Origin of the sequence: Chitinophaga sp., from assembly GCF_035761305.1 — a bacterium.
In the GTDB taxonomy this organism is placed as follows: Bacteria; Bacteroidota; Bacteroidia; order Chitinophagales; family Chitinophagaceae; genus Chitinophaga.
On record NZ_DASTRI010000070.1, the window covers coordinates 1 to 23331 of the forward strand.

17 protein-coding genes are annotated in these 23331 nt (G+C 50.9%); 13 read left to right on the forward strand and 4 right to left on the reverse strand.

Annotated elements, in window-relative coordinates:
* Positions 1–582 precede the first annotated feature (582 nt).
* Positions 583–3231: an outer membrane beta-barrel protein gene (locus VFS25_RS06485; RefSeq protein ID WP_326461313.1), complete on the reverse strand. Its 2649-nt coding sequence runs from the start codon at positions 3229–3231 to the stop codon at positions 583–585.
* Between the two features lie 316 nt (positions 3232–3547).
* Here VFS25_RS06485 and VFS25_RS06490 point away from each other — a divergent pair, with 316 nt between their 5' ends.
* The 3 genes from VFS25_RS06490 to VFS25_RS06500 all read left to right on the forward strand — a co-directional run bounded on the left by VFS25_RS06490 (position 3548) and on the right by VFS25_RS06500 (position 5606).
* Positions 3548–3886: an AAA family ATPase gene (locus VFS25_RS06490; protein WP_326461314.1), complete on the forward strand. Its 339-nt coding sequence runs from the start codon at positions 3548–3550 to the stop codon at positions 3884–3886.
* 110 nt (positions 3887–3996) lie between these two features.
* Positions 3997–5349, forward strand: coding sequence for an ATP-dependent nuclease (locus VFS25_RS06495; RefSeq protein WP_326461315.1), 1353 nt, complete (start codon positions 3997–3999; stop codon positions 5347–5349).
* A 50-nt stretch (positions 5350–5399) separates the two neighbouring features.
* Entirely contained in the window at positions 5400–5606 is a 207-nt protein-coding gene (locus VFS25_RS06500) for a hypothetical protein (RefSeq protein WP_326461316.1), read from the forward strand.
* A 78-nt stretch (positions 5607–5684) separates the two neighbouring features.
* On the opposite strand, the gene VFS25_RS06505 is transcribed toward VFS25_RS06500, so the two are convergent.
* Genes VFS25_RS06505 through VFS25_RS06515 form a run of 3 tightly spaced genes read right to left on the reverse strand, consistent with a single transcriptional unit; the run spans position 5685 to position 7821 of the window.
* Positions 5685–7088: a DUF4238 domain-containing protein gene (locus VFS25_RS06505; protein WP_326461317.1), complete on the reverse strand. Its 1404-nt coding sequence runs from the start codon at positions 7086–7088 to the stop codon at positions 5685–5687.
* Between the two features lie 31 nt (positions 7089–7119).
* A complete protein-coding gene (locus tag VFS25_RS06510) occupies positions 7120–7668 on the reverse strand; it encodes a sigma-70 family RNA polymerase sigma factor (protein ID WP_326461318.1) in 549 nt (182 codons plus the stop codon).
* 18 nt (positions 7669–7686) lie between these two features.
* Positions 7687–7821: a hypothetical protein gene (locus VFS25_RS06515; protein ID WP_326461319.1), complete on the reverse strand. Its 135-nt coding sequence runs from the start codon at positions 7819–7821 to the stop codon at positions 7687–7689.
* A gap of 677 nt (positions 7822–8498) precedes the next feature.
* Between VFS25_RS06515 and VFS25_RS06520 the strand changes: the two genes are divergently transcribed.
* From VFS25_RS06520 to VFS25_RS06565, 10 genes are all read left to right on the forward strand, one after another.
* The gene (locus tag VFS25_RS06520; RefSeq protein WP_326461320.1) at positions 8499–10052 is read left to right on the forward strand and encodes a phospholipase D-like domain-containing protein; all 1554 of its coding nucleotides are present in this window, start codon (positions 8499–8501) and stop codon (positions 10050–10052) included.
* Between the two features lie 10 nt (positions 10053–10062).
* Positions 10063–11253, forward strand: coding sequence for a hypothetical protein (locus tag VFS25_RS06525; protein ID WP_326461321.1), 1191 nt, complete (start codon positions 10063–10065; stop codon positions 11251–11253).
* A gap of 5 nt (positions 11254–11258) precedes the next feature.
* Positions 11259–13970 (forward strand): ATP-binding protein, encoded by a 2712-nt coding sequence (locus VFS25_RS06530; RefSeq protein WP_326461322.1) that lies wholly within the window; start codon positions 11259–11261, stop codon positions 13968–13970.
* Positions 13970–15073, forward strand: coding sequence for a trypsin-like peptidase domain-containing protein (locus VFS25_RS06535; protein WP_326461323.1), 1104 nt, complete (start codon positions 13970–13972; stop codon positions 15071–15073). Before VFS25_RS06530 ends, VFS25_RS06535 begins: the two co-directional genes overlap by 1 nt.
* A 214-nt stretch (positions 15074–15287) precedes the next feature.
* Complete coding sequence (locus tag VFS25_RS06540; RefSeq protein ID WP_326461324.1) at positions 15288–16232, forward strand: hypothetical protein; 945 nt, start codon at positions 15288–15290, stop codon at positions 16230–16232.
* A gap of 8 nt (positions 16233–16240) precedes the next feature.
* Positions 16241–16912, forward strand: a complete 672-nt coding sequence (locus tag VFS25_RS06545; protein WP_326461325.1) for a hypothetical protein — start codon at positions 16241–16243, stop codon at positions 16910–16912.
* Positions 16879–17655 (forward strand): sensor histidine kinase, encoded by a 777-nt coding sequence (locus VFS25_RS06550; RefSeq protein ID WP_326461326.1) that lies wholly within the window; start codon positions 16879–16881, stop codon positions 17653–17655. The genes VFS25_RS06545 and VFS25_RS06550 overlap by 34 nt, the downstream gene beginning before the upstream one ends.
* A gap of 46 nt (positions 17656–17701) precedes the next feature.
* Positions 17702–18361, forward strand: a complete 660-nt coding sequence (locus tag VFS25_RS06555; RefSeq protein ID WP_326461327.1) for a response regulator transcription factor — start codon at positions 17702–17704, stop codon at positions 18359–18361.
* Between the two features lie 48 nt (positions 18362–18409).
* Complete coding sequence (locus VFS25_RS06560; RefSeq protein WP_326461328.1) at positions 18410–20872, forward strand: hypothetical protein; 2463 nt, start codon at positions 18410–18412, stop codon at positions 20870–20872.
* A gap of 2 nt (positions 20873–20874) precedes the next feature.
* Positions 20875–23331: a hypothetical protein gene (locus VFS25_RS06565; protein ID WP_326461329.1), complete on the forward strand. Its 2457-nt coding sequence runs from the start codon at positions 20875–20877 to the stop codon at positions 23329–23331.

Below are 23331 nucleotides of genomic sequence, written 5' to 3' on the forward strand. Positions count from 1 at the left end.
AACTTTTAATTTGCTAAGCCAAGGCGAGGAAGCCCGTAAACAAATGGGATCTGTGAGTGGTTTAATTGAGCTATTCAAGACGGATTTTATACAATGCTTTCCATAAGAAATCTATAATGCATTAAAAGAGTAGCAGAGAGACCTTAATGCGGGGCTAGACGACTATAATCGGAACGGGATGCATACAGCTAAATGCTGTTTTGGAAAGATGCTTTTACCGCTTTTGAAGGAACGTTATCTTTAGCTAGAGAAAACAGTTGGATGATAGACCGCTAGCTGCTTGATATTTTTCACATCATTGTTAGATTAAGTCGGAGCGAGACTGTAATTATATTTGGTGACCGCTTAAAATTGCAATTATAAACCGGGGAGCTAACGCCGCTCCCCCTTCCCCCTGGCGTGGGGTTCCAAACATGGAAAGAGAATTTGACACAGTTTAATTTACACTCTCGACGGAGCTGTTCTAGGCTCTTTATTTCTCAATCGCCCTCATCTTATAGGCCTGGCGTATTTTCGGTTTTTTTATGAAATTATACATAAGCCTGAAGATCTAGCCAACAACTGCAATTGGTATAATACAGGTCACGGCTTCAGCATATATATAAAGCTGCACAGGAAAAAGCGCGGCAGCACCTGTGTTTGCGTATCCTCCACATAATTAACGCCAAAGGTGCGGGTGTAACCTTTGTTTTGGCTTAGCAGATCAAACGCTTGTAATCTGATCAACGCCTGTTTACGGGCGAAAAGGCTTTTTTCAATAGTGGCATTAAGCAGTATAATATTCACATTATTGCCTGGGGCAATACCTGTATTGTGCTGATAATTAATATTGGCGCCTAGGCTAAATTCCAGCGGCAATGTAAGGTTATAACTGAAATCGCAGTACCAGGTGTATACATTGATATTGTTTCCCTTCTGCTGGGAATAATGCACGCTGTTATAGCTCACGCCCGTAGCCAATGTACCATCCAGCAGCTGCTTATACGCATAGCTGCATGACAGGTTTTGCCCGGCAGCCAGGTTATAGGCATGCCCCCACTGCCCATTGGTGTAGTTGATATCCCGGTTCACGGCAAGGGTGGTGGTGCTATTTATATTGGTTTGCCATTTTTTTATAGCAAATGAATTGGTAATATTCGTATTTACAAACCAGGCCCCATTCGCATTCAACGGCTTGCTTACCTGCCGGCCCAAACTATCCAGCCAGCTGGCCATTATTATTTTATTCCTTATCATCGTCGCATTTATGGCAACCATAGTGGTTTTAAAACTGGCGGGGTTTACGCTGTTGTAGCTCATATTTACTGCGTGCATAACAGCAGGTTTCAGATCCGGGTTGCCCAGTTTTATGTATAAAGGATTGGTGTTGTCAGGTACCGGCTGCAGCAGTGTTATATCCGGCTGCTGTAAATTACCTGAGTACTGCAGCTTTAAGCGGCGATTGTTAGCAAAGGCATAATTAAAGGCCGCCGCCGGGAAAATGCCGGCGGTTTGCTGCTGCACGATTTGTTGGCTGATGTTGTTACTTCGCAGGCTGCTTAACTGGAGCGCTATGCCTATACTATAGTCATATCGCTCTTTTTGCTCACGGAAGCTTATGCCGGCACGGTGCACCTGCGCAATATTCCGGAAAGCATTGCTTAGACTGTCGTTCAGCAGGTTATACACATGGGCAATAGTGTTAAAATCGTAGGTGTTTTTTTCTGTCGTGGTTTGGTTACGGTTGTAGCTATATGTAGCATCCAGGAAATGATTTTTATATAAGGGGTAGGCATAGGCCATATTTAGTATGATGTCATAACCATGATTGCCGGTAGTGGCATACTGGTTAATACTATCGCTTTGCGATGATCCGTCAGGGTTAAAGAAATAGTTTAACGACCGGTTAAACTGCAAAAGGGGCGCGGTTTGATAACGCGCTATAAAAGAGGCGCTGAACTCGCGGCCAGCCTTAAAACGTTTTCTGTACGAAACAAGTACTCCTGCCTCAGACCTGGTGCTGTTACCAGTAAGCAGGGTAGTACCGCTGTTTACCGGTTGTTTTTTATCTCCAAGGGATTCATAGGCGCTTTGCTGCTTATTATTTTCTGTTGTACGGCTGATGCTTACAGACAATACCATGCGCTGGGAAGTATCCGGCTTATACTCTATGTGTGTGCCGGCCGCATAATTGGTAGCGCTGCTGCCATTATCTGCATCCTGGTTATAATAATAGGTGGTATCTGGCAGCAGATTTTGTCTTTGAACCTGGCGTTTCTCGGTAGTGTTAAAGTAATTCACATAGGCATTACTGCTTATTTTCAGCGCACTGTTTACTGCAGTGTTATAGTTTACACCGCCCATTGACGTTTTTGCAATACCATACCCGCCAATGGGTATACCGCTTTCATGCGCGCCGTTGGCATTGTTGCTTTGTCCAAGCAAGGTTAAGGCATGGTCCCCAAACCGGTTAAGGTTACCGGCAGCAGCATACCGGTCATCTGTGCCATATCCCCCCAAAAAGCGGCCGGTGAATTTATTGTTGTTTTCTTTTTTAATGGTAATGTTGATCATTTTTTCTGTTTGCTCATTATTTGTGCCGCTAAACTGTGATTGATAAGCGCGTTGATCTATAAGCTGTATTTTATCTATAAGATCGGCTGATAGGTTGCGGGTGGCCAGCGTCGGGTTGCTGCCGAAAAAGGGCTGGCCGTTGACCAGGATGCTTTTCACAGGCTGCCCGTTTACTTTAATATTACCCTCTTTATCTATTTCAATACCAGGTATTTTTTTTAGCAGCTGTTCTACTACCGCGTTTTGCCGGAGCTTGTAGTAATCGGCATTGAATTCCAGCGTATCTTTTTTTACTACCATCGGCACGCGCTGCTCCACTATCTCCACTAGGCCCAGGGTAACGCCTGTTTTTTGCAGGGAGATGGCGCCGATGTCCTGCAGTGATTCATTAGTGATGTTGAGCAGTTGCTGTCGCTGCCGGTAGCCGATATAGGTAACATGCAATAGGTAGGCACCCGAGTGGGCCTGCAGGGTAAAGGCGCCATTTTTATCTGTGAATGCAGCTGTTACACGAGAGGAGTCTTTGGCATTTAACAGCGTTACTACAGCATCCATGAGCGGCTGTTGGGAATCCTTATCTATAATGCGTCCTTTTATATGAACAGGTGGGTTAACCTGGGACCATGCGTTCAGGCAGCACAGGGCAGCAAGCAGCAGGATGAGGAGGGTTTTGCTCATCAGGGTACAATGAAGGGTTCTTTAATGGTTCCCGCGGGTACGGGGGTGAATTTGCCGGTAGCGTAATGTATGGTTAATTGGTAAGAAAGGCTTGTAGAAATGCAAGTTTTTTGGAGGGAGGGGAGATGACTATGAATGACATATAAATGGCATAGGACTGAAATGGCACTGCATCATAAGAATGCTGACATGTTTGTTAACCGGACGTTAATATAGGTTCAATTAATAAAATACGATCCTTTGAATGGTACGTTTTGATTGTTAATCCGTTATTAAAATGAGAGGCATAAAAAATCATATACTAAATTGCAAATATATGGCAAAAACAAAAAGACCTGTAGTAGATGTATCGCTTGAATCCAGTGATCCGGCAGTGCCTAAACCCAGATTAGTAAAACTTATCATTAAGAATTACAGGTGCATAGGTCCTGTACCTGTTGAAATTGATTTGAACGAGATAGTGGTGCTGGTGGGGGCCAATAATGTAGGGAAGAGTACTATCCTTAAAGCGTACGAATTGGTAATGTCGCAGGGGTCAAGTAAAGCTAATCTCAACTGGAAGATTTTCCCAATAATGAAATTGATCCTCAAAATTTACCCGAGATTGAATTACATACCATTGTTTATGATAATAGTCCCGGTGATGAATGGATAGCCATTCTGGAAAACGGTGAACGCCTTGTAAGGGAAAGATGGATATGGTCAGCGGCAGGTGAACCGCGCAGGGAGGGATGGGATGCTAAAGAAGGAAGCTGGAGCGCACGAGTGCCATGGGGGGCTCCTAATGTCGCTAACTCAAGACGTCCGGAGCCCCATCGGGTAGACGCTTTTGACTCGCCGGAAACGCAGGCGGAAGCAATAAAGGAACTGTTAAAACAGGCATTGAAGGAGCGGGTGAAAAATTTAAAAACTGCTGGTCAAACACCAGATGGAGAGGAAAACGACTATCGCAAACTTTTGGCATTGGTAAAAACCCTACAAAAAAAGATAGTGGCAGAAACGAGGGGACAGATCGATGCTGTAAATATCGAGCTAACAAAAATGCTACAAAGGGTATTCCCTAATTACAAAGTTGATTTTGATGCAAAACCTGAAGAGGACCTGGATAAAACCATCAATTTGTTTAAGGCTGATGCCCAGCTCTTGATGGGCCCCAGTAATGGTTATTTAAGTACTGTAGACCGACAGGGGAGCGGGGCCAGGAGAACCCTGCTTTGGACAGCTATTAAATTCATATCGGAGAATAACCAGAAAAAGAGGGAAGATGGCATACCCACAAGGCCACATGTTTTACTGATAGATGAACCGGAAATATGTCTGCATCCTTCGGCAATAAGGGAAGCATGCAATGTTTTATATGAACTTCCCAGCTCAGGAAACTGGCAGGTGATGGTTACCACGCATTCACCTGTTTTTATAGATTTTTCCAGGGATAATACTACTATTATAAAAGTAGAGAAAACAGAGGAGGGACATATTAAGGGAACTACTGTCTTCCGGCCAGATAAGGTGAAACTGGATGAAGATGACAAGCGAAATCTGAAAATGCTCAATTTATGTGATCCCCACGTTGCGGAATTCTTCTTTGGTGGTAAGGTAATTGTGGTGGAAGGAGATACTGAATATACTGCGTTTAATTATATAAAGGCCAAAAAGCCTCTGGAATACCAAAATATTCATATTGTTAGAGCCCGTGGGAAGGCCGCTATTGTATCTCTGGCTAAAGTATTAAACCATTTTGGCTCTAATTATGCGGTACTGCATGATAGTGATACCCCTACAATTACTACAAGAAAGGGCAAGGAGATGAACAATCCAGCCTGGGGTAATAACCCGCGTATACTGGAAATTGTAAATGCTAGACCTACAGGAAGGCGTACCAGATTATTAGCATCATTGCCAAATTTTGAAGAGGCGTACTTCGGTGAGCTTGTGGGCGAGGAAAAGCCATACAATGCGCTTAAACGGCTGGAAACTGACGAAGCAATGTTTAATAAAATAGAAGGGCTGTTAAAAGCACTTATAGATTTTGAAGCCCCGTTGCCTGAAAATTGCGTTGAATGGAATACAATAGAGGATTTAGGTGGAAAGCTGGTGCAGGTATTGGCGGTAAACTGATATGGGAAATATTACATAGGCAATAGTATTATTTTTAAAATCGCAAATTTATGAATATTAATACCTTTCTCGAAAGACGAGAGCGCGAACAGGAACAGGGTACTAAGCAGCTAATAGTGGATCGTCACTATATAGAAAAACAATCTGCGGAAAAATTTGCCAGAGAAGCGAAGAGTGCTAAAATTGCAGCATGGATTTCGGCTTGGGCAGCAATAGTGGCAGCAATTGTTGCAATAATAACATTATTTAAATCATAGTATTCATAAAACGGCGATTTCATAGCGTTCATCACTGTACGAATAAGCCACCCGGGGGACCGGTGGCTTTCCATTTTATCAAACTGCTGCACACTGCTCCGCTTCCACCGCCTTCCTAACTCCCTCCATCACCTTCCTATCCCCCGTAACCACCAGCTGATGCGGCGTGCTGCAGGTAAGCCGGTTCACCACATTCAATTCAGTAACGGAAGCCTGCTCAAAAATAATAGGCATTTGTTTCAGGCTGTCAATGGGCGCATCGTACGCATCATAAGGCTGCAGGCGCAGGCAATAGTCCTTTGACAATGGATAATATACCACGGTGTTACTTTTTATATTGCTGATGGCCAGCAGCGGGTCAGGAACAGGCGTTTGCTTTTTGCCACCGGGGGGCAGCAGGTTTATGCTGAACCCGGGATTGTCGGATGTAAACCAGGAGCAGCCGGGCGGGCTTTTAAGGATTACCCATTTCTTGAGCGACAGCTTGGTTTCATATACTTTCCTGATCACGGCCATCAGCTGCTGGTGCAGCTGAACAGCATCGTAGTGTTTATGTTGCAGCTCATCAGGCTCAAAGCCCCAGTCGCGCAGCCGGTGTGGATCACGTAAAAAAAGCTGGATGTAGTTTGCATTCCTGAATTTGGAATAATAAAGCCACTCTGCCAGCTTCGCTTTTATCTGCCGGTCAAAAATGGGTTCTTCCCTACGCATGGCAGCAAACATTTGCCAGTAGTCGCGCTCAATTACCGCAGAAAAATAATTGTGCACATATCTTGTCAGCGTGGTTTTGTGGTCGCGCATATACAGCTTCTGTACGGCAGAACGACTTTTGCCGCTGCCGGCAGGCCGCCCCAGGCTAATAATATAACACCGCCCGCTGCCTGGTTCGCAGAACTGCTCCAGGTACACCTTTGAGAAGCGGGGCTGATGCCCGCGGGTTATATCTTTGAGGGTTACTTCCTGCTGCAGGTATACCTGGAAACCGCCGGTGCCGCAACAGGGGGCATAAATAGCAGCTGTTTTATCAGCAGCATGTGCCGCATATAGGGTGCTGGTTAGCTGCTGCAGAAAGGAGTGAGGCAGGCGGTGTGCATCTCCAGGCGGTATAGGGGGGCTGGCCTTATTATCCCGGGCCGGGTTATCAGGTGCTGAAGAAGTAAAAAGCGCTTTGGCGGAAAGGGATGCCGGTTGTGCGAAGGTTGTTGGAGAGCTGAGGAACTGCAGGAAGCTGCGCATCTTTTTTTTAAGTTCGTCATAATGATACACAAGGTCCTCCAGGGTATGCAACTGATGCATCGCCATTATTTCTGCGAGATATTGTATAACATCGGCTAATTCGTGGTTACCCGGCAGCGGGCCCTGTTGCCCCGAAAAAAGAAAAGCATACGCCACGCTTATTTCTGCATCGTCTATAGTGGCTACTGCCAGGAACCTGCCGAGCAGTTCCCGGAATGTTTCTATTTGTGGATTTTGATGTTGCATGTGTCTTGCTTTAATGTTAACTTATCGATGTTTATCGACCACGCTTTTTATGGATCCATCTTTTAAAGCGGGAAACCTTCATTTTTATGGCGCCTTCCGTTGTTTGCAGGGCCTCGGCAATCTCTTTATACGGGAGCCCGTTGTACATCATTACCAGTATTGCTCTCATGTCTTTACTGTATTTATCGGCCTCTTTATAGATGTTCATCAGCTCTTCCTTGCTATCCAGGAGCTGGAAGGGATCTCTGTCGGGGTTGGGCTTTTCAGCCGGCGTCCGGGGCGTATATCCTTCTATTCTTTTGTTATTGCCTTTAAGGTAGTCGCTCAATACATTTCCTGCCTTTAGCCAGATCAACTGTTCGGATGTGTAATGCAGTAATGTTTCGCTGCGGCTGTTCATAAAAGCCATAACCATTGTTTGCTGCACAAGCTCCTCTTCCTGTGCTGCCAGATCGAGGTGGGGGATCAGCCCTTTTTGTGCAGCCGTCCGAAGTTCCCTGTAAAAGAAATAGTGCAGCGCGGCATTCTGCGCGTCGCAAGCTGCTGCAAATTCCTGGTCCCTGTCTTGAAAATAATGCATGCTTTAACCGGTTTTGAATTAGGGGATGTGCTTCAGCAACAGGCGCAGTACAGTAAAGAATATTACCAGCCACACTACCAGCCATGCGGGAATATTATAAATGCATAGCCTGATATGGTTTTTTCCGTATGGAATTTTGAGTTTTGCATTCATAGCAACGCTTTAATAACTATAACAGCAAAACAACACGGAAAGTAACGCATGGCTGAAAATTGCGCTATGCGGTAAACGGTTAAGAGGAAAGCGGGTTGTTTATAATATACTACGGGTTTGCTGCGGTGGTGTACTATTTGCGAGTGTAATTTCTTTGTTCCAAAAAAATTTGGCGGTAGCTTGGTACAGGAGGTGAGTTTTTTATCTTTTGAGCATGAGGGGTATTTGTTCCATAGCAACAGGTAAATAGTGTAAGGGGGATGGAATATCTTATCAGATAGGTGCGCATTTTTGTGTATATCGGCCCTTCACAGTAAAGCCGGTGAAACAATGAGGCGTAGCTAAAAAAGATATTGAAGAAAGCGGGCTCCCGGCATGCAAGAAGGTATTACTAGGCGATTGAGATCTGAAAAGAACCGGTTGTTTTGAGAACGGCAATAAGCAGATAAAAAATATTTCCCCATCTTCCCACAATTAGCTATCATTGTGTAACAATCAATACCCCGGGCAAACCTATACTCAAAGACAGGCACTACACCCCCCGAACGGCACATCTTTATTTATTATCATTTATAAAAAATTTTACTGCCACCCGCTGTAGTTAACGTAATACGCAAACCTCGAGTACAAAGCAGCGGTAAACTGCACTGGTCTGAATTCACTTTAAAACATACCTCATGGAAGTAATGGAGGGGACATTACCTGGAAGCCTTAACCGGCTGGAGCAGGTGATTGCTGTTATCAGGGAACAGCAGCTGGCGCTGCAAGCCATCCCCGGCGTGCTGGGCGTACGGCCGGGCTTTAGCAGCACCGCGCACAATGAGCCGGTGATAATGGTAGTGCTTACCCCCGGGGCAGACGGCATCACATTGCCGGAAATGATCAGCGGCATTCCCGTGGAAACCGCCATCGCCACGCCCCTGGAAATGCTGGAAGGCATGCTGCCGCTGTCGGCCTGGGAAGGGCTGGTAATGGAAGCCGCAGGCCCGCCCCGCATTAACTACCAGCCGCCGGATGCGGAAGAAGTAGCCCTAACGGAAATGCAGGTGCGGAACATAACCTGCCATGTAGGCCCCGACTCGGGCTGGAGCACCCTGCAGCCTTTCCTGGAAGCCACCACCAGCAGCCTTACCGTAGCCATGTACGAGTTTTATGCAGGCCATATTATCGATACCGTAACAACGTTGGGCCGTGAAAGTGATATTACCCTTAAAATGATATTGCAGGTAGATAAGAACGACCGCGATATGGAAAACACGCTATCCGGTAGCTGGGGTAACCGACTGGAATTTGTAAAAGCATCGGTATCGGGCCCTAACCGCATTTTCAACAACTCGTACCATACCAAGGTTGCGGTGCGCGACTCCAGCGCCTGCTGGATATCCAGCGGCAACTGGAGCCCCCACAGCCAGCCCCTGGTGCCGCCCGGCAGGGAGCAGTTCCTGTACAGGGAGGGCAACCGCGAATGGCACGTGATCATTGAAGACGAAGCGCTGGCGCAGCTGTACGAAAAGTTTATCCAATACGATATGCGGCAGGCCGCTGCCGCGGTAGCTGAAGAAATAACCGAAGCGGCATTTTTACTGCCCGACCTGTTTGTGCCCGACACCATACAGGAAGCCGCCGTTATACAGCCCCGGCCCTTTACCGCCGAAACCTTTTATACCGGCAACGCCGGCGTAAGGGTAAAGCCCTTAATGAGCCCTGATAATTATGCCCGGGAAGTACTGGCCCTGGTAGAAAGCGCCGAAACATCGCTGTACCTGCAATTCTCCTACATCCGCCAGCCGTCGCGCGAAATATTCGACAACATTATTGAGGCCATCAGTCAAAAAATGAAGGCGGGGCTGGATGTGAAAGTGATCGTAGGCCCCAGCCAGAACGCCGAGCATTCCGACATGCTCATCGCCACCCGTAAATGGGAGCGCAGCATGTTCCGGCGGCAAACCAGCAAAGTACATAACAAGGGCATACTGGTAGATGGCAAGATTGCCGTGGTAGGCAGCAACAATTGGTCAACCGACGGTACGCAGTACAACCGCGATACCAGCGTGGTTTTTTACTCCCCCAAAATAGCGCAGTTCTTTACAGAAGTGTTTTTGTTCGACTGGGACTATCTCACCAAACCCATTGGCAGCCGCGAAGCGGTAACGCCTTTAATGGCCCCTGCCAATGCGCCCGCGCCCGAAGGCATGCGCCGCATCCGCTGGCAGGAATGGTATGACGCCTAAAACCCAATATATGTTTTCCGAAGCAGATAAAGATTATGTAATAGAGGTGCTCACCAGCCGGCTGGCGCTGGAAGGCTCGCCACGGTCAACACTGGTAGCATACTTTATGAACACCACCTTTGCAGAAGACCTGGTGCAGGGAAAAGCAAGGGAGCTGGCCATGGATGCCGTGCGCCTGTGCATTATTGACGGCTGGAACCATAAGCCCACCTGGATGGAGCGCCTGCTGGACGTATACGCCTTAACAGTGGCCGACGCCAAGATTGCCGAGATATGGGAGCGCTCCAAACACCAGCCGCCCCCGGCTGCGGACCCGCTGAACCAAACGGTGCTCAATAACAGCATTCCCTTTGTGAACCGTAAAACACTGCGGTTGCACCTGAAACGGCTGGCCACTCCCGGCGCCAACCTGCAGCCCATACTGGTGCTCAATGGCACCAGCTGCTGCGGCAAATCGTACTCCACCAACTACATCAGCCACTTTTCAAACATCCGTTCTATTACGGCGTACCGCCTTTCGCTGGACCCGCAGCTGGGCCTGTCCACGGGCCCCCGCGAAGTGGCCATGGACCTGGTGTATATGATGGGCCGGCCCCTTACCAATATGCCTGCGCCGGAAACCAACTTAAACCTGTACGCCCGGCAGCTGGCCAATTGGGTATTGAACGAAGCCGCGCAAATACCGGGGCAGCACTGGTTTGTGCTGGACAACTTCCGCGGCGAAGCCCTGCTGCCTGAAACCCGCAACTTCCTCACCGCCCTGTCGGACCGCATTACCACCGGCATATTTGCACAACGCTGCCGCCTGATACTGATAGGCTTTGACCGCGCCGTGCTCACCGTAGACCCGGGCATGGTAGAGGAGGAGTGGATTGCCCACTGCACATTGCCCGATGTAGCGGCCACCGTGCAGGAGATCATGGAACGGGCCGGCGGCCAGCCCTATGACCTCAATAACATTATGCCATATGTGTACGACAACCTGCCCGCCGGCACCAGTAAGATGTGGGAGCTGAACCAGCGCCTGCGCGCCTTGCTGTATGCCGTAAAAACACTCAGCACCCTGCTGGCCGGCCGGAGCGACATTAGCTTTGAAACCGTGCTGCTGCAAATGCTCAAAGACCTGCCGCCTACGGCGGAACGTATACAGGAGCTGCAGAAACGGCTCAATAACCTGGGCGATACCTTAAATGAAATTTAGCGCGTATGTCAAACCCTGATATTACCGCCACGCTGCTGGCGAAATATAAAAGTAAGCTGACCGACAGCCCGCAGGAAGCCGCTACGGACAATGATGCGCAGCTGTGGTCGTACCTGCAGGCGGCAGCCGTGCTGCACTGCTTTTCGCCGGAAACCCTGCACCCGCTGGAAACGCAGTACCTGCATCCGCAGCCGCGCGTGCTGCTGTACGACAGCATTGTAAGCATATCCGGCGGCCTGTCCGAAGGGTTGTTTACCTTAAAGCCGGCGGTGCGCAATGAGGCGCTACGCAGGTTCCCATCCAGGCAGGCTATGCTGGCTGCATTGCACGCCAACGCCGTACACGTAATGACGGACGTGCAGCAGCTATGGGAAATGTACCTGGTTACCGGCAGGTTTCCGCCAACCGCGCAAATGGGCTACCGGCTGCTCAACTGCTTTTGCCAGCTGCTTGGCTGGCTGGCAGGGATAGATACCACGCTGCCTTCCCAGTCGGACATTATGCCGCTGCTGCACCAGAAAAGCGTGCTGGCCAGCTTTGAGCACCTGGTGATCTCCAACTTTACCGGCAGGGAAAAGGAGCTGCGCCTGCTGAATGAGCATATCGGCAATGAAACGCCTTCCTTACTGAAACGCCTGTACGCCAAACGCAAACCCATACTGGCCGTGCATGGCCCGGGCGGCATCGGCAAATCGGCCCTGGTGGGCCGGCTGCTGTGGGAGAACTTCCAGGGCAGGTACAGGCAGCGCATCCCGTTTGCCTACCTGGCCTTTGACCAGCCTAACCTGCGTATTGAAACGCCCTTCACCATACTGGTAGAAGCAGCCGCGCAGCTGGCATTGCAGCTGCCGGAGCTGGCGCCGCTGTTCATCCGGTTCAATGAAGTGGTGCGCGACTACCGCACCGCGCAGGGCGGGCTAAAGAACCGCGCGGAAATTTCCGGCACCCGCACCATCCGCCTCGAAACCTACCACTCGTCGGAAGCAAAGCTGTATAGTGAATTTGCAGCGCTGCTGGATATTATTTCCAGGCATAACAACGCCAAAAAGCCGGTGCTGCTGGTGCTGGACACCTTTGAGGAAGTGCAGTACCGCGACCGCGAAAGCCTGAGCGCCTTCTGGCGCATGCTGTCGGCCATACAGGAGGAGTTTCCGCTGTTCTCAGTGATCATTGCAGGCAGGGCGCCCATCGCAGACCTGGGCATTAGTAAAGATGTTTTTGACGAGCTGCCCCTGGAACGCCTGGGCGCTGCAGACAGCATTACCCTGCTGAAAGCGTTGGGCGTGCAGGACGATGCCCTGGCAAAAGCAGTAGCCGGCCAGGTGGGCGGCAATCCTTTATCATTACGGCTGGCGGCTAACTTAATCACCAACGATGTTTCCGCTGCCGGCAGGTCGGGCATTAAGGGATTGAACACCTCCAAATGGCTGTTTTTTCAGCTGGATGAACAGATCATTCAGGGCCAGCTTTACCGCCGCATACTGGACCATATACACGATGAAAACGTGCGCAAGCTGGCGCATCCCGGCATGGTGCTGCGCATTACCAGTCCGGATGTAATACTGCAGGTGCTGGCGCCGGTGTGCAAGATTGCCATTGATGATATTTACGAAGCAGAGCTGCTGTTTGATGCATTGAAACGCGAGCATGCGCTGGTGCGCATGGGCGAGTCCGGCGCGCTGGTGTACCGCCCCGAGATACGGCAGGCCATGATACGCCTGCTGAAGCAGGACAAATACGCCGAAGTGCGCGAGCTGCACCGCGCAGCCATAGCCTATTACAACCGGCGCGATGATATGGAGGCCAGGGCGGAGGAAATGTACCACCGCCTGGCGCTGGGCGAAGACAGCCCCTATGAGCTGGACCGGCACTGGGTAAAAGGCATTGAGCAGTCCATTGCCGCCAACCTGGAAGAGTACCCCGACCATGTAAAAGTATGGCTGGCGTCGAGAATGGACCTGGAAGTGCCGCGCAGCATTTATGCCAATGCCGATATTATGGAATGGGAACGCAATATAACGCGCAAGGTTAAACGCGCTTTAATGGAGCTGCAGCTTACATGGGCGCTGGACCTGCTGCATGAGCGGCAGGAGCGGTCGGAACAGAGCCCGCTGTTTGCCCTGGAAGCCAAAGTGTATATGCTTATGGAAGATAATGAGCTGGCGGCCCGGGTGCTGGAGCAGGGCGTGGAAAAAGTATCGGGCTCCGCTAACCGCGGGCGGCTGGCAGAGCTGTTCTGGCTGCAGGCGCAGGTAGCCCTGCTGCAATCCGCGCCGGCCCTGGCGGATGAACGCCTGGAACAGGCGGAGCAATCCATTGCCGGCGTTGCCAACCCCATACCACTGGTACAGATACTGTGCCACCGCCTGCTGGTGTACAACATTTACCTGCGGGAAATTAACGATAACGAGCCGGAAAACAAGGTTGACGAACAGGAAAGCGCGCGTAAAGTGGCCGCCACCCGCGGCCGCCTGAACGATGCCTGTGAACGGATCAACGCGGATAATGCCTACACGGCGCCCTTTATCATTGAAATGGCCATTCCACTATTGGGAGATGAATATCCCCAAACCAGGAAACGCCTGGAAGAATTTCAGCCATCCGGCGTTACGCCCTCACCGGATATTCTTACCACTGAAAATTTAAGAGGGCTCGAAGAGTTCCGGGAAAGCTGGGAAGAAGAGGAAGACAATTATACTTATGAAAGCTTAGCATAATGGCCCTGCTTACAACCAATGAAATAATGCAATTAAGGGAAGCCCTTATAACGGGGATGGATATTGCCACTAACCGCCCCGCATTGTTGCAGTCCATAGACACCAGGTTCGTGGCTTCCTTTACCGCGGTAGGCAACCCCGCGGCACAGCTGATGGTAGATATTGGTCTGATGAACGAAACAGAAAGGCTGCCATCCGGCATAGTGCCGCTGCAGGTGTACCTGCAGAACGCCGCTTTTCTGCTATACGGCAAAACAAGCCAGGAGGCCGTTGTAAGGAACCTGCTGGACGTGGTGAACCAGCGCGCCATGGGCGCGCCCAGGGTAGACATCAGCAACATTCCCGAAACCAAAGAGCAGATCATTCACCAGGATGATATGGTCACCTTTGCTTTTATGGAAGCCGGCGTAAAAGCCGCGCCGGCCGTGCTGAAGCTGAAGGTGCCCCGCTTTGAGAACGGGCAGCCCCGCAAGCTCTCCAACGGTGAGCAGCTATATTTTTTGGGCACCGGGTGGCTGGTGGCCCCGTCGCTGGTAATGACCAACCATCATGTTATAAATGCCCGTAAAGATGGCGAAGCCAATGCCGCTGAAGCCGACCTGCGCCTGCAGGCCGCCGGTACCGCAGCCCTGCTGGATTTTGATGCGGATGAGATGGAGCCTGGCAGTACATTACAGGCGCAAGCGCTCGAAGCCTGGAACACGCAGCTGGACTATGCCATTATTCGTATACCCGACACCGGCAGGGCCCCGCTGCGGCTTGCCGCGCAAATGCTGGAGTATGGCAACGAGCCAATACCGGTAAATATTATCCAGCACCCCGGCGGGCGCGGTAAGCGCTACGCCATCCGCAACAACCTGGTAAGCTCCTCTACTCCCGGCGAGCTGCGCTACTTCACCGATACAGAAGCCGGCACCTCCGGCTCGCCGGTATTTAACGACCGGTGGGAGGTAGTGGCGCTGCACCGCGCATCCAAATACGTTTCGGGCGTGCAGTTCCAGGGAAAGGCAACGGCGTATGTGAATGTAGGCACGCATTTGCCGTTGATAGTGGCGGATATAAAGGCCAGGTACGCCGCGCTGGCCGGTGAAATGGGCCTGTAAAACGGCGCTTGCATGATCCGGTTTTATTTGTACTTTCATTGCACTAATCACTATACCGTAACTGCCCCCTGATGAGCAAATCCCTTTATACCGCGTTCAATAATATTACCTCCGTAAAAACCCCAGCTATAATCCGGGTTTTACCCCTACCTGGCGTTCTGCTAATGGCGCAACTTTGATCCGGTAACATAACACACCCTCTAAATCAACTGATATGCAAATCAAGCTCCTTTATCCCTTTAGAAAGATAGTGACCTTACTCATGGTCATGATTCCCCCGGCAATAACAGCACAGGCGCAATGCGACGCTGCTGCCAATCATCCCAAGCCGTATATGTGGGCGCCAAAGGACGATGCCCTGCTGCAGAATTTTAAACAGCGCAAAAAGCAGGTGCTGGACGATGCTTTTCACATTCCTCAAACCGACTCTTTTTACCTGGGTAATTTCCTGGGCATGATGGAATACTTTGAAAGCAGGTACGGAGCGGATTACGCCTGTTTGCATATATACATCTGCGCTTATGGACCCAGGGGCCGCCGGCATGCGCCCAATGGCGCCCGCAATAAATTAACGCTGGTGTTTGCGCCGGCAAAGGCGGCCAGGGGGCGGCTGAAAGATCTTGGTTATTTTACCTTTCAAACGGGTATACCTTTTAACCCGGGCAATCCGAAGCCTTTTAAGCTGCGCAAAGGCGTATTTAAAAACTGGCACAGGAATTTTTCGCGCAATATGCTGGGAAAGCTGTGGCGAACCGTCAGGGACAGCACAGATGAAAACAGGGAGGATAACAGGTATACAGACACACGCGCTATTACGTACTGCAGGGAAGACCTGCATGAGCTGATACAGGAACAGTGCTATATGCATACCATAGCACAGCAGCCGGTGAGCATCAGCAAAGATTTTATTGCCCGGTTTGCGGCATACGGCGATACCGCAGGCAAGCTCCGCAAACGGCTTTTTGTATGGTTTGATTTTACAGATAACCAGGGACATATTTTACCGCTGGAAAATACCGATGGTTTCAGTAACCGGGAGCATGCCAGGGGCCAATGTACCAGCTGCCAGCGCGAACAGCAAATAGTGGATAACGGGCAGCTTTGCCCGCCCTCCACCAACTGCCCTAACTACAAAGCGCCGGTACCTGCCGCACCCTGATAATACCGATGGATAAGCTGCTTACATACTTTCATGTTACCAACATTGCAGAACTGTGCGCCTTTGCCGCAGCTGTGCTGCTGCTGAACAAGCGCACGGGCATATGGCGGGTATTTATTCCGCTGGTACTGCTCACCATTTGCACGGAGGTAAGCGGCTGGTACCTGAACACCTTTTTGCGCATGCACAATAATGCGCTGCCTTTTAACATCCTGATGCTGGTGAATATATCGTTCTTTATTTTATTCTTTACCACGGCCGGCGTATTCCGGCACTACCGTACATGGATGCACGCCGGCGCCGTTGGTTTCCTGGCAACGGGCGCCGCCAATTTATTGTGGTGGCAGGGATTGTGGACGTACAATTACTATTCGGAGGCAGCCGGCGACCTGGTGCTGGCCTTCATATGCTGCACCTTTTTCCTGCGGAGCCTGCGGGAAGATACCTATCATGATTTTTTCCGGGATCCGTACTTCTGGCTGGCTAACGGGCTGCTGTTTGCCTCCATGGGAAATGCGCTGCTGTACCTGTTCCTGGAAGAGCTAGGCGCCTGGTACCAGGCCACAAAGATAGATGTATACGGCCCGGTGAACAGCCTGTTAAACGTGATATTTTATGTTAGCCTGATAATCGCTTTTATATGCCGATGGAAAACTACAAGATTGTTACCGGAATGGTGATAGCCATTATCTTTTTCCTGTTGCTGGGCTTCTTCATTTTTTTGCTGGTAGCCTATTACAACAGCCGGAAAAAGCGGTTCATAGAAGAAAAGCTGCTGCTGCAAACACAGTTTAACGAGCAGCTGCTGAAAAGCCAGCTGGAAATACAGGAGAGTATCTTCAACAACATCAGCCAGGAGATACACGACAACGTAGGGCAGATATTAAGCCTGGCAAAGGTGCAGCTAAGCACCCTGGAGCAATCGGACGGGTTTAACCCCGCGCTGGTGGCAGACGCCAAAGAAAGCATTGGCAAAGCCCTGGCCGACCTGCGCGACATTGCCAAAAGCCTGAGCACCGACCGTGCCAAAGGGCTTAGCCTGCCGGACATGACCCGGCATGAGCTGGACCGCATTAACCGCGCAGGCCTGCTGGACTGCCACCTTAGCGAAGAAGGCCCGCCGCATGCAATAGACGGGCAAAAGAAGCTGATACTGTTCAGGATCATACAGGAAGCATTGCAGAACATTATTAAACATGCCGGCGCCCGCACTGCGGCCATCGTATTTACATACCAGCAGGAAAGCATGCGTATTACCATACAGGACAACGGCGGGGGATTTGATACATCGCTTACAGGGGAACATCAGGGGCTGGGACTGCAGAACATCACCAGCCGCGCCAGGCTGGTAGGCGGCGCAGCGGTTATCAGCAGCACGCCGGGCAAAGGCACGGTTATTACTATCAATGCGCCGTACGAATGAAGGGGAGCATTGCCATTACAAACAACTATGCAATAAATATCAGCAGATGAATGATGTAAAAACAATTGGCATTGTAGATGACCATGCCCTGTTCCGGAAAGGGCTTGCCGCGCTCATTAACCTGCTGCCGCGCTACCGCGTAACGCTGGACGCCGCACACGGACAGGACATGATGGACCGGCTGAAAAGCCAACCGGCGCCCGGCATTATGCTCATGGATATTCACATGCCGGTAATGGACGGTTATGCCGCCACCGAATGGCTGAGCGCACATTACCCCGATACGAAGGTGCTGGCCCTGAGCACCATGGACGCGGAAACAGCCATCATTAAAATGATCAAAGCCGGCGCTAAAGGATATGTCCTTAAAGACGCCGAGCCGGAAGAGCTGAAGCTGGCCTTTGATGAGGTACTGTCGCGCGGGTACTTTTACAACGAGCTGGTAACGCAAAAAGTGCTGCGCTCCATTACCGGGCTGTTTGAGCCTAAAAACGCCACCGCTGTTTTTGCCAACCTGAACGACCGGGAGCTTGAGTTCCTGAAATACGCCTGTACCGAGCTTACCTACAAGGAAATAGCAGACCTGATGTGCCTGAGCACCCGCACGGTAGAAGGCTACCGCGATGCGCTGTGCGAAAAGCTGAACCTGAAAACCCGCGTAGGACTGGCCATGTATGCGATACGGAATAACCTGGTGAAGCTGTAAGGAATATGATAACAGATAAATTCAATTATTCACTTAAAATCATTAGCTGTGTTTGACTCCCCTGGTGTAAACGTGGTAATAGGCTTAACGCTCATATACCTGCTTTATAGCCTGTTAGCCTCCATCCTGAGCGAAATGCTGGCTACATCCCTGAACCTCCGCTCCGTGCTGCTGCGGGTAGCGCTGGAAAGAATGCTCAACGACGGCTATTATGCACGCAGGAACCGGTGGCACAATGGCTGGAATAACCTGGTAAATGCGGTGCGTTGGCTGCTGCTATTGCCGAACCGGCATTTTAAGAGCAGTTTGGCCGGCCGCTTTTATGAACATCCTTCCATTAAATACCTGGCAAAAGTGGAGCGCCGCTCACTGTTTGCGGAAATGCGCCCGGCTTATATCACCGACGTGTATTTTGTAAGTACGCTCATCCGCATGCTTATTGAAATGGGGTTGGGCGCCGACGATAAGGAAAGGATCGCATCCGCGCTGCAGCTGAATACCCTGCATATGCAACGGCGTACGGCAGAGAACATCCGCAGCATTTACCGCGAAGCCGGCGGCGATACGGAAGCGTTTAAGGAAGGGTTACGGAAATGGTACAACGAAACCATGGACCGCACCAACGGCTGGTACAAACGTAAAATGCAGGCGCTGCTGCTGGTACTGGGGCTGGTGATTGCCATGGTGTTTAACATTGACAGCATACGTATTGCAAAGCTGCTGGCGCGCGACCCTCAGGCCAGGGAACAGCTGGTGGCCATGAGCATTGCCATTGCAAAAGACACCGCCATTGAAAAAACAGTGGCTGCCAACGACAGCGCACACCGCGCTGCAATACTTGACGCTGGCTATGCGCACCTGCAGCGGGATATAAGCGATGCCCGCCTGGTGCTGGGCATGGGATGGAATTTTAACAGGCAAACATCACCCGTAACATACAATGTAGATAGCGCATTGCGGAAACAGGTGTATGAATGGAACGCTGCGGCTGCATCGGTAAGGCAGGCCGACAGCGAGCTGCGGGTAAAAGCAGGAAAAGACCGCCTGGCGGTGAAAACGCTGGAACCGGAAATAAAACACGCCGACCGGGAAATTACCGATGCTGTAATGACAGCGCTGGAAAGAAACGTAAAGGACACCGGGTATATAGACAGCCTTCGCCAAAAGAGCAAACGGCTGCAGCAGCTATTGGCTGCCAGGAAAACAGTGCTGGCTAACGACAGCGCCGAGCTGCGCTCACTGGCCTCGCTGCAGCAGCACAACCTGTACACCATTAACCAGCTTACCGGGGAAAAGTTTACCGGCATTCCCGCGCTTGTTGTGGACGATAAAAAGCAAACATCCCTGCAAGGGCCGGGGCCTTTCAGCGGTTGCAGGTTGTGGTATATTTTTACGCATACGCTTAGTGAATACCGTTGGCTGGGATTTTTGCTCACGGCATTGATGCTGTCCTTAGGCGCGCCCTTCTGGTTTGACCTGCTAAAGAAGCTGGTGAACCTGCGCGGAGCCGGCGTAAGGCCCGAGCCCACCGAAACAGCCGTAGTGGCCGTAACAGACCCGTTGCTGCCTGCTGCCGCTAAACCTGCTGTTATAGTGCCCACGCCTGTTATACCGCTGTTTGCCAACGTGCAGGATGAATTTGTATGGAAGTATCGTGCAGGCCTGATGGCGCTGCCGCAGGTACGCGCTGTTTTCAGCTACTATGACCGGCAGGGCGAATGCAGGGTACAGGTAAACGTGACCGAAGCAGCCGCTGAGCCGGAGGTAAGGAAGCTGCTGGCAAAACTGGGCATTACAGACCAGCCGGAGTGGTTAAAGGTGGTGGTGAGCGGCATACCGGTATCGCACGTGCGGGAGCTGCCCCCGCATTCCGTAGGCAACCGGGATAATATTGACATTGCTTACGGTTCTCTGAGCTGCATACTAAAGGACGCCACCAATAAAGACAAGTTTGTTTTATCGTGCTGGCATGTGCTGCGGGGCGATACCCGGCTGGATGCCATTACCCTTGACCATCCCGCTATTGTAGACGACAGGGGCAGCCTGCTGGCCGAGCTGGAAGCCGGCGGCATACTTGATACACTGGACTATGGTCTTGCACGCTGCACGCCGGAAGCATCTGTACAATCCAACCAGTGGCTGGCAACAGCGTTGAAGCTGCCCGCCGGGCTGCTGCACCGGCCCATAGTAGCGGAAGACGCTAAATCACATTGCACGTTGCGGTTCTATGATGTTATAAAAGAAAAGGTGGTAACCGGCGTATTGTATACCGTATGTGAGCAGGTGCAAATCGATTATGACGACCGGTCGCGCATAGTGCAGGATGTGCTGGTGCTCATGAAAGATGCAGATACGGAATTACCGGTATCTCAGCCGGGCAACTCCGGCGCCCTTTTATTTGACACGCACCATAAAGCCGTAGGGATGATCATAGCCGGTGACGACCACTATACTTATGCCATTAAACTTTCCAACTTTTTTAATCTTCACAAAGAAAAATCATTTGCCTGACCATGAAACATACAATTAGCCTTTTATTGCTGGTGCTGATAGCTGGCGCCTTTAGCCCCGCTTTTTCCCAGGGCAACAACACACTGAAGATAGTAGTGAACGGACCTCATCTGGCCGATATAGGTTTTAATTACAATAATAATAGTACGGTGGGGCCTGTTGAGGCAGGGGACTTACAGCTGCAGCTGTCGGACAACCAAAACATCGTTAAAAAGATCGTGCTCGTAAATAAGCTGGGTAACCGGGATTCCATCACGCTTTCCCGCAGTGACCTGGGTAGCCCGCTGGATATTGCCGGCAGGGAATTAAACGGCCAGCGGCTGGCAGACAACTTTGATGTGGAAGTATATATAGCCGAAAACAAATGGAAGCACATACAGGTTAAACTACCGCAGGCTTTAACGGTTAGCAGTAATGTTAGCACAAGCAACGGGCCCAAAGATGCTGCGCCGGCCGGCCAGGGCGGAAAGCCGGCGCCACAGGCAGCAGTTGAAGTGAATAAGGTAGGCGCCATGATCAACGATGCCATTAAGCTGGCAACCCTGGGCACCTCAAGGGAAGAAGCGCTGGACATACTGGCCTTTTATGCCGGGGTAGAGCAGAACTGGAGCGCGGTTGCCACTGCTTACAACGGAAATATCCATTTGCGGGACCTGGTTGATGATAAAGCGGGAAAGAAGGGCGCACAGGCTAACGCCAATCCCCTTACCAGCTTTCTGCAAGGCGTAGGCGGCCTGGATGTAACCACCCTGGCTTTGGGCACTACCGACTTTATTATTAAACGGGCAAAAGAGGAGCTGAATGTTGCTTTTTTCAAACGCTTCCAGGAATTTATTTCCAAAACGGAGTATGAAGACATCCGCACGCTTTTCCCCGATACCTGGCAAACGCTGACCTTTGTAGGTACAGATATTTACAACTACAACCGGTACCTGCAAACCCTGCAAAATGCCTTTAAGAACGATATAGCCCAGCTGACAGATAACCTGCCCGGCATTATCGACAACCATCCCGTGTTCTTTGAGATACACCCCGAGCTGAACGCCAGCCTGCGCAGCGGCGTGTATATTGCGCAAAGCCTGCGTTACGGCGTGCATCCCGCCGAGATCATTGACCGGTACGATGCCAGCCTGCTGGAACACTTCGGCAGGAATATACCCGGCGTTGGCAATGATAACCCCAACTTTAAAACATCGGTGCAGATCATACAGCTGCTGTCATTCGCATTGCGGAATAATACAGACGACAACACCACCTACTGGGTAAATCCTGAAATGGTGCGCCGTGTATTCGGCAATGAAAAAGTAACAAAGTATTTCCTGGGGTTATTGTACCAATATGGTAAGCACCGGTTTAAAACCCTCAACTTTAAAACAGGCGGCGCCACCACTGATGTATTGGCCACGCTGAACAATGCCTCCATTTTTAATAACCTGCAGGCCTGGAATAGCTACCTCTCTGCCCTGGCAGTAAAAGCCCAAAGCCTGAACAACCTGGTAAAAACATACGATAGCAAAGGCGGCGATTCCCTGAAGATAGAGCAGCTGTACACCTATTTCCAGGCAGCAGTAGGGCTGCTGGAACAGGCTACCTATGTAACGCAGCTGCCGGGGCTTACACAACCCGGTTTTAAAAGGGACTTCTCTGTTTACTTTGAAACCGCCAGGGCGTCGGCCACGCTAATAGTGAATGCCAACCGCGGCCAATACACCGCAGCCATTACCGATGCCGCCAGGATATATGCCCTGGTGCGCAACAAAGACCTTGCAGCTACCATTGCCGAGCTGAATACCAGGCTTGCCGCCGCCACTACGGCCGTGGATTCAGCAGCGCTGCAGCGGCAGCTGCACCGCGCAAGGGCTACTGATTCGCTCACCAAAGGCCTTTTCCGCTACGGCACTTTCATGGCCACGGTGGCAGACGCCAAAACACCGGGTGAAGTATCGGACGCTATTGAGGCGTTTGCGCTGCCGGCAGGCTCGGCCCGCATAAAACGCGAGTCGGCCTTTAATGTTTCCCTGAATGCCTATGCGGGCCTGTTTGCAGGGTATGAGCGCATACTTGGCCTGGAAGGCGATAAAAAATTCAAGCTGAATGCTTACGGTCTTACCGTGCCCATAGGCGTGGCCGTTAGTACCGGTAAAAACCACTGGTCGTATTCTGCCTTCCTCTCTTTTGTAGACCTGGGTGCAGTAGCGGCCTTCAGAACGCAGAACGATTCGGTGAACGAAGTGCCCAGCATTCAGCTGAAGGACATTTTTTCACCCGGGCTGTTCTTCTCGCTGGGCATTCCCAAAAGCCCGGTATCAGTGAACCTGGGCGCGCAGGTTGGGCCTAACCTGCGGAAGGTGGCCGTGGAGGGCAACGATTATTCCGGCAATACTTACCTGCGGTTCAGCTTATCTGTACTCGTAGATATTCCTGTACTGAATTTTTATACCAAAACAAAAGATGAATAA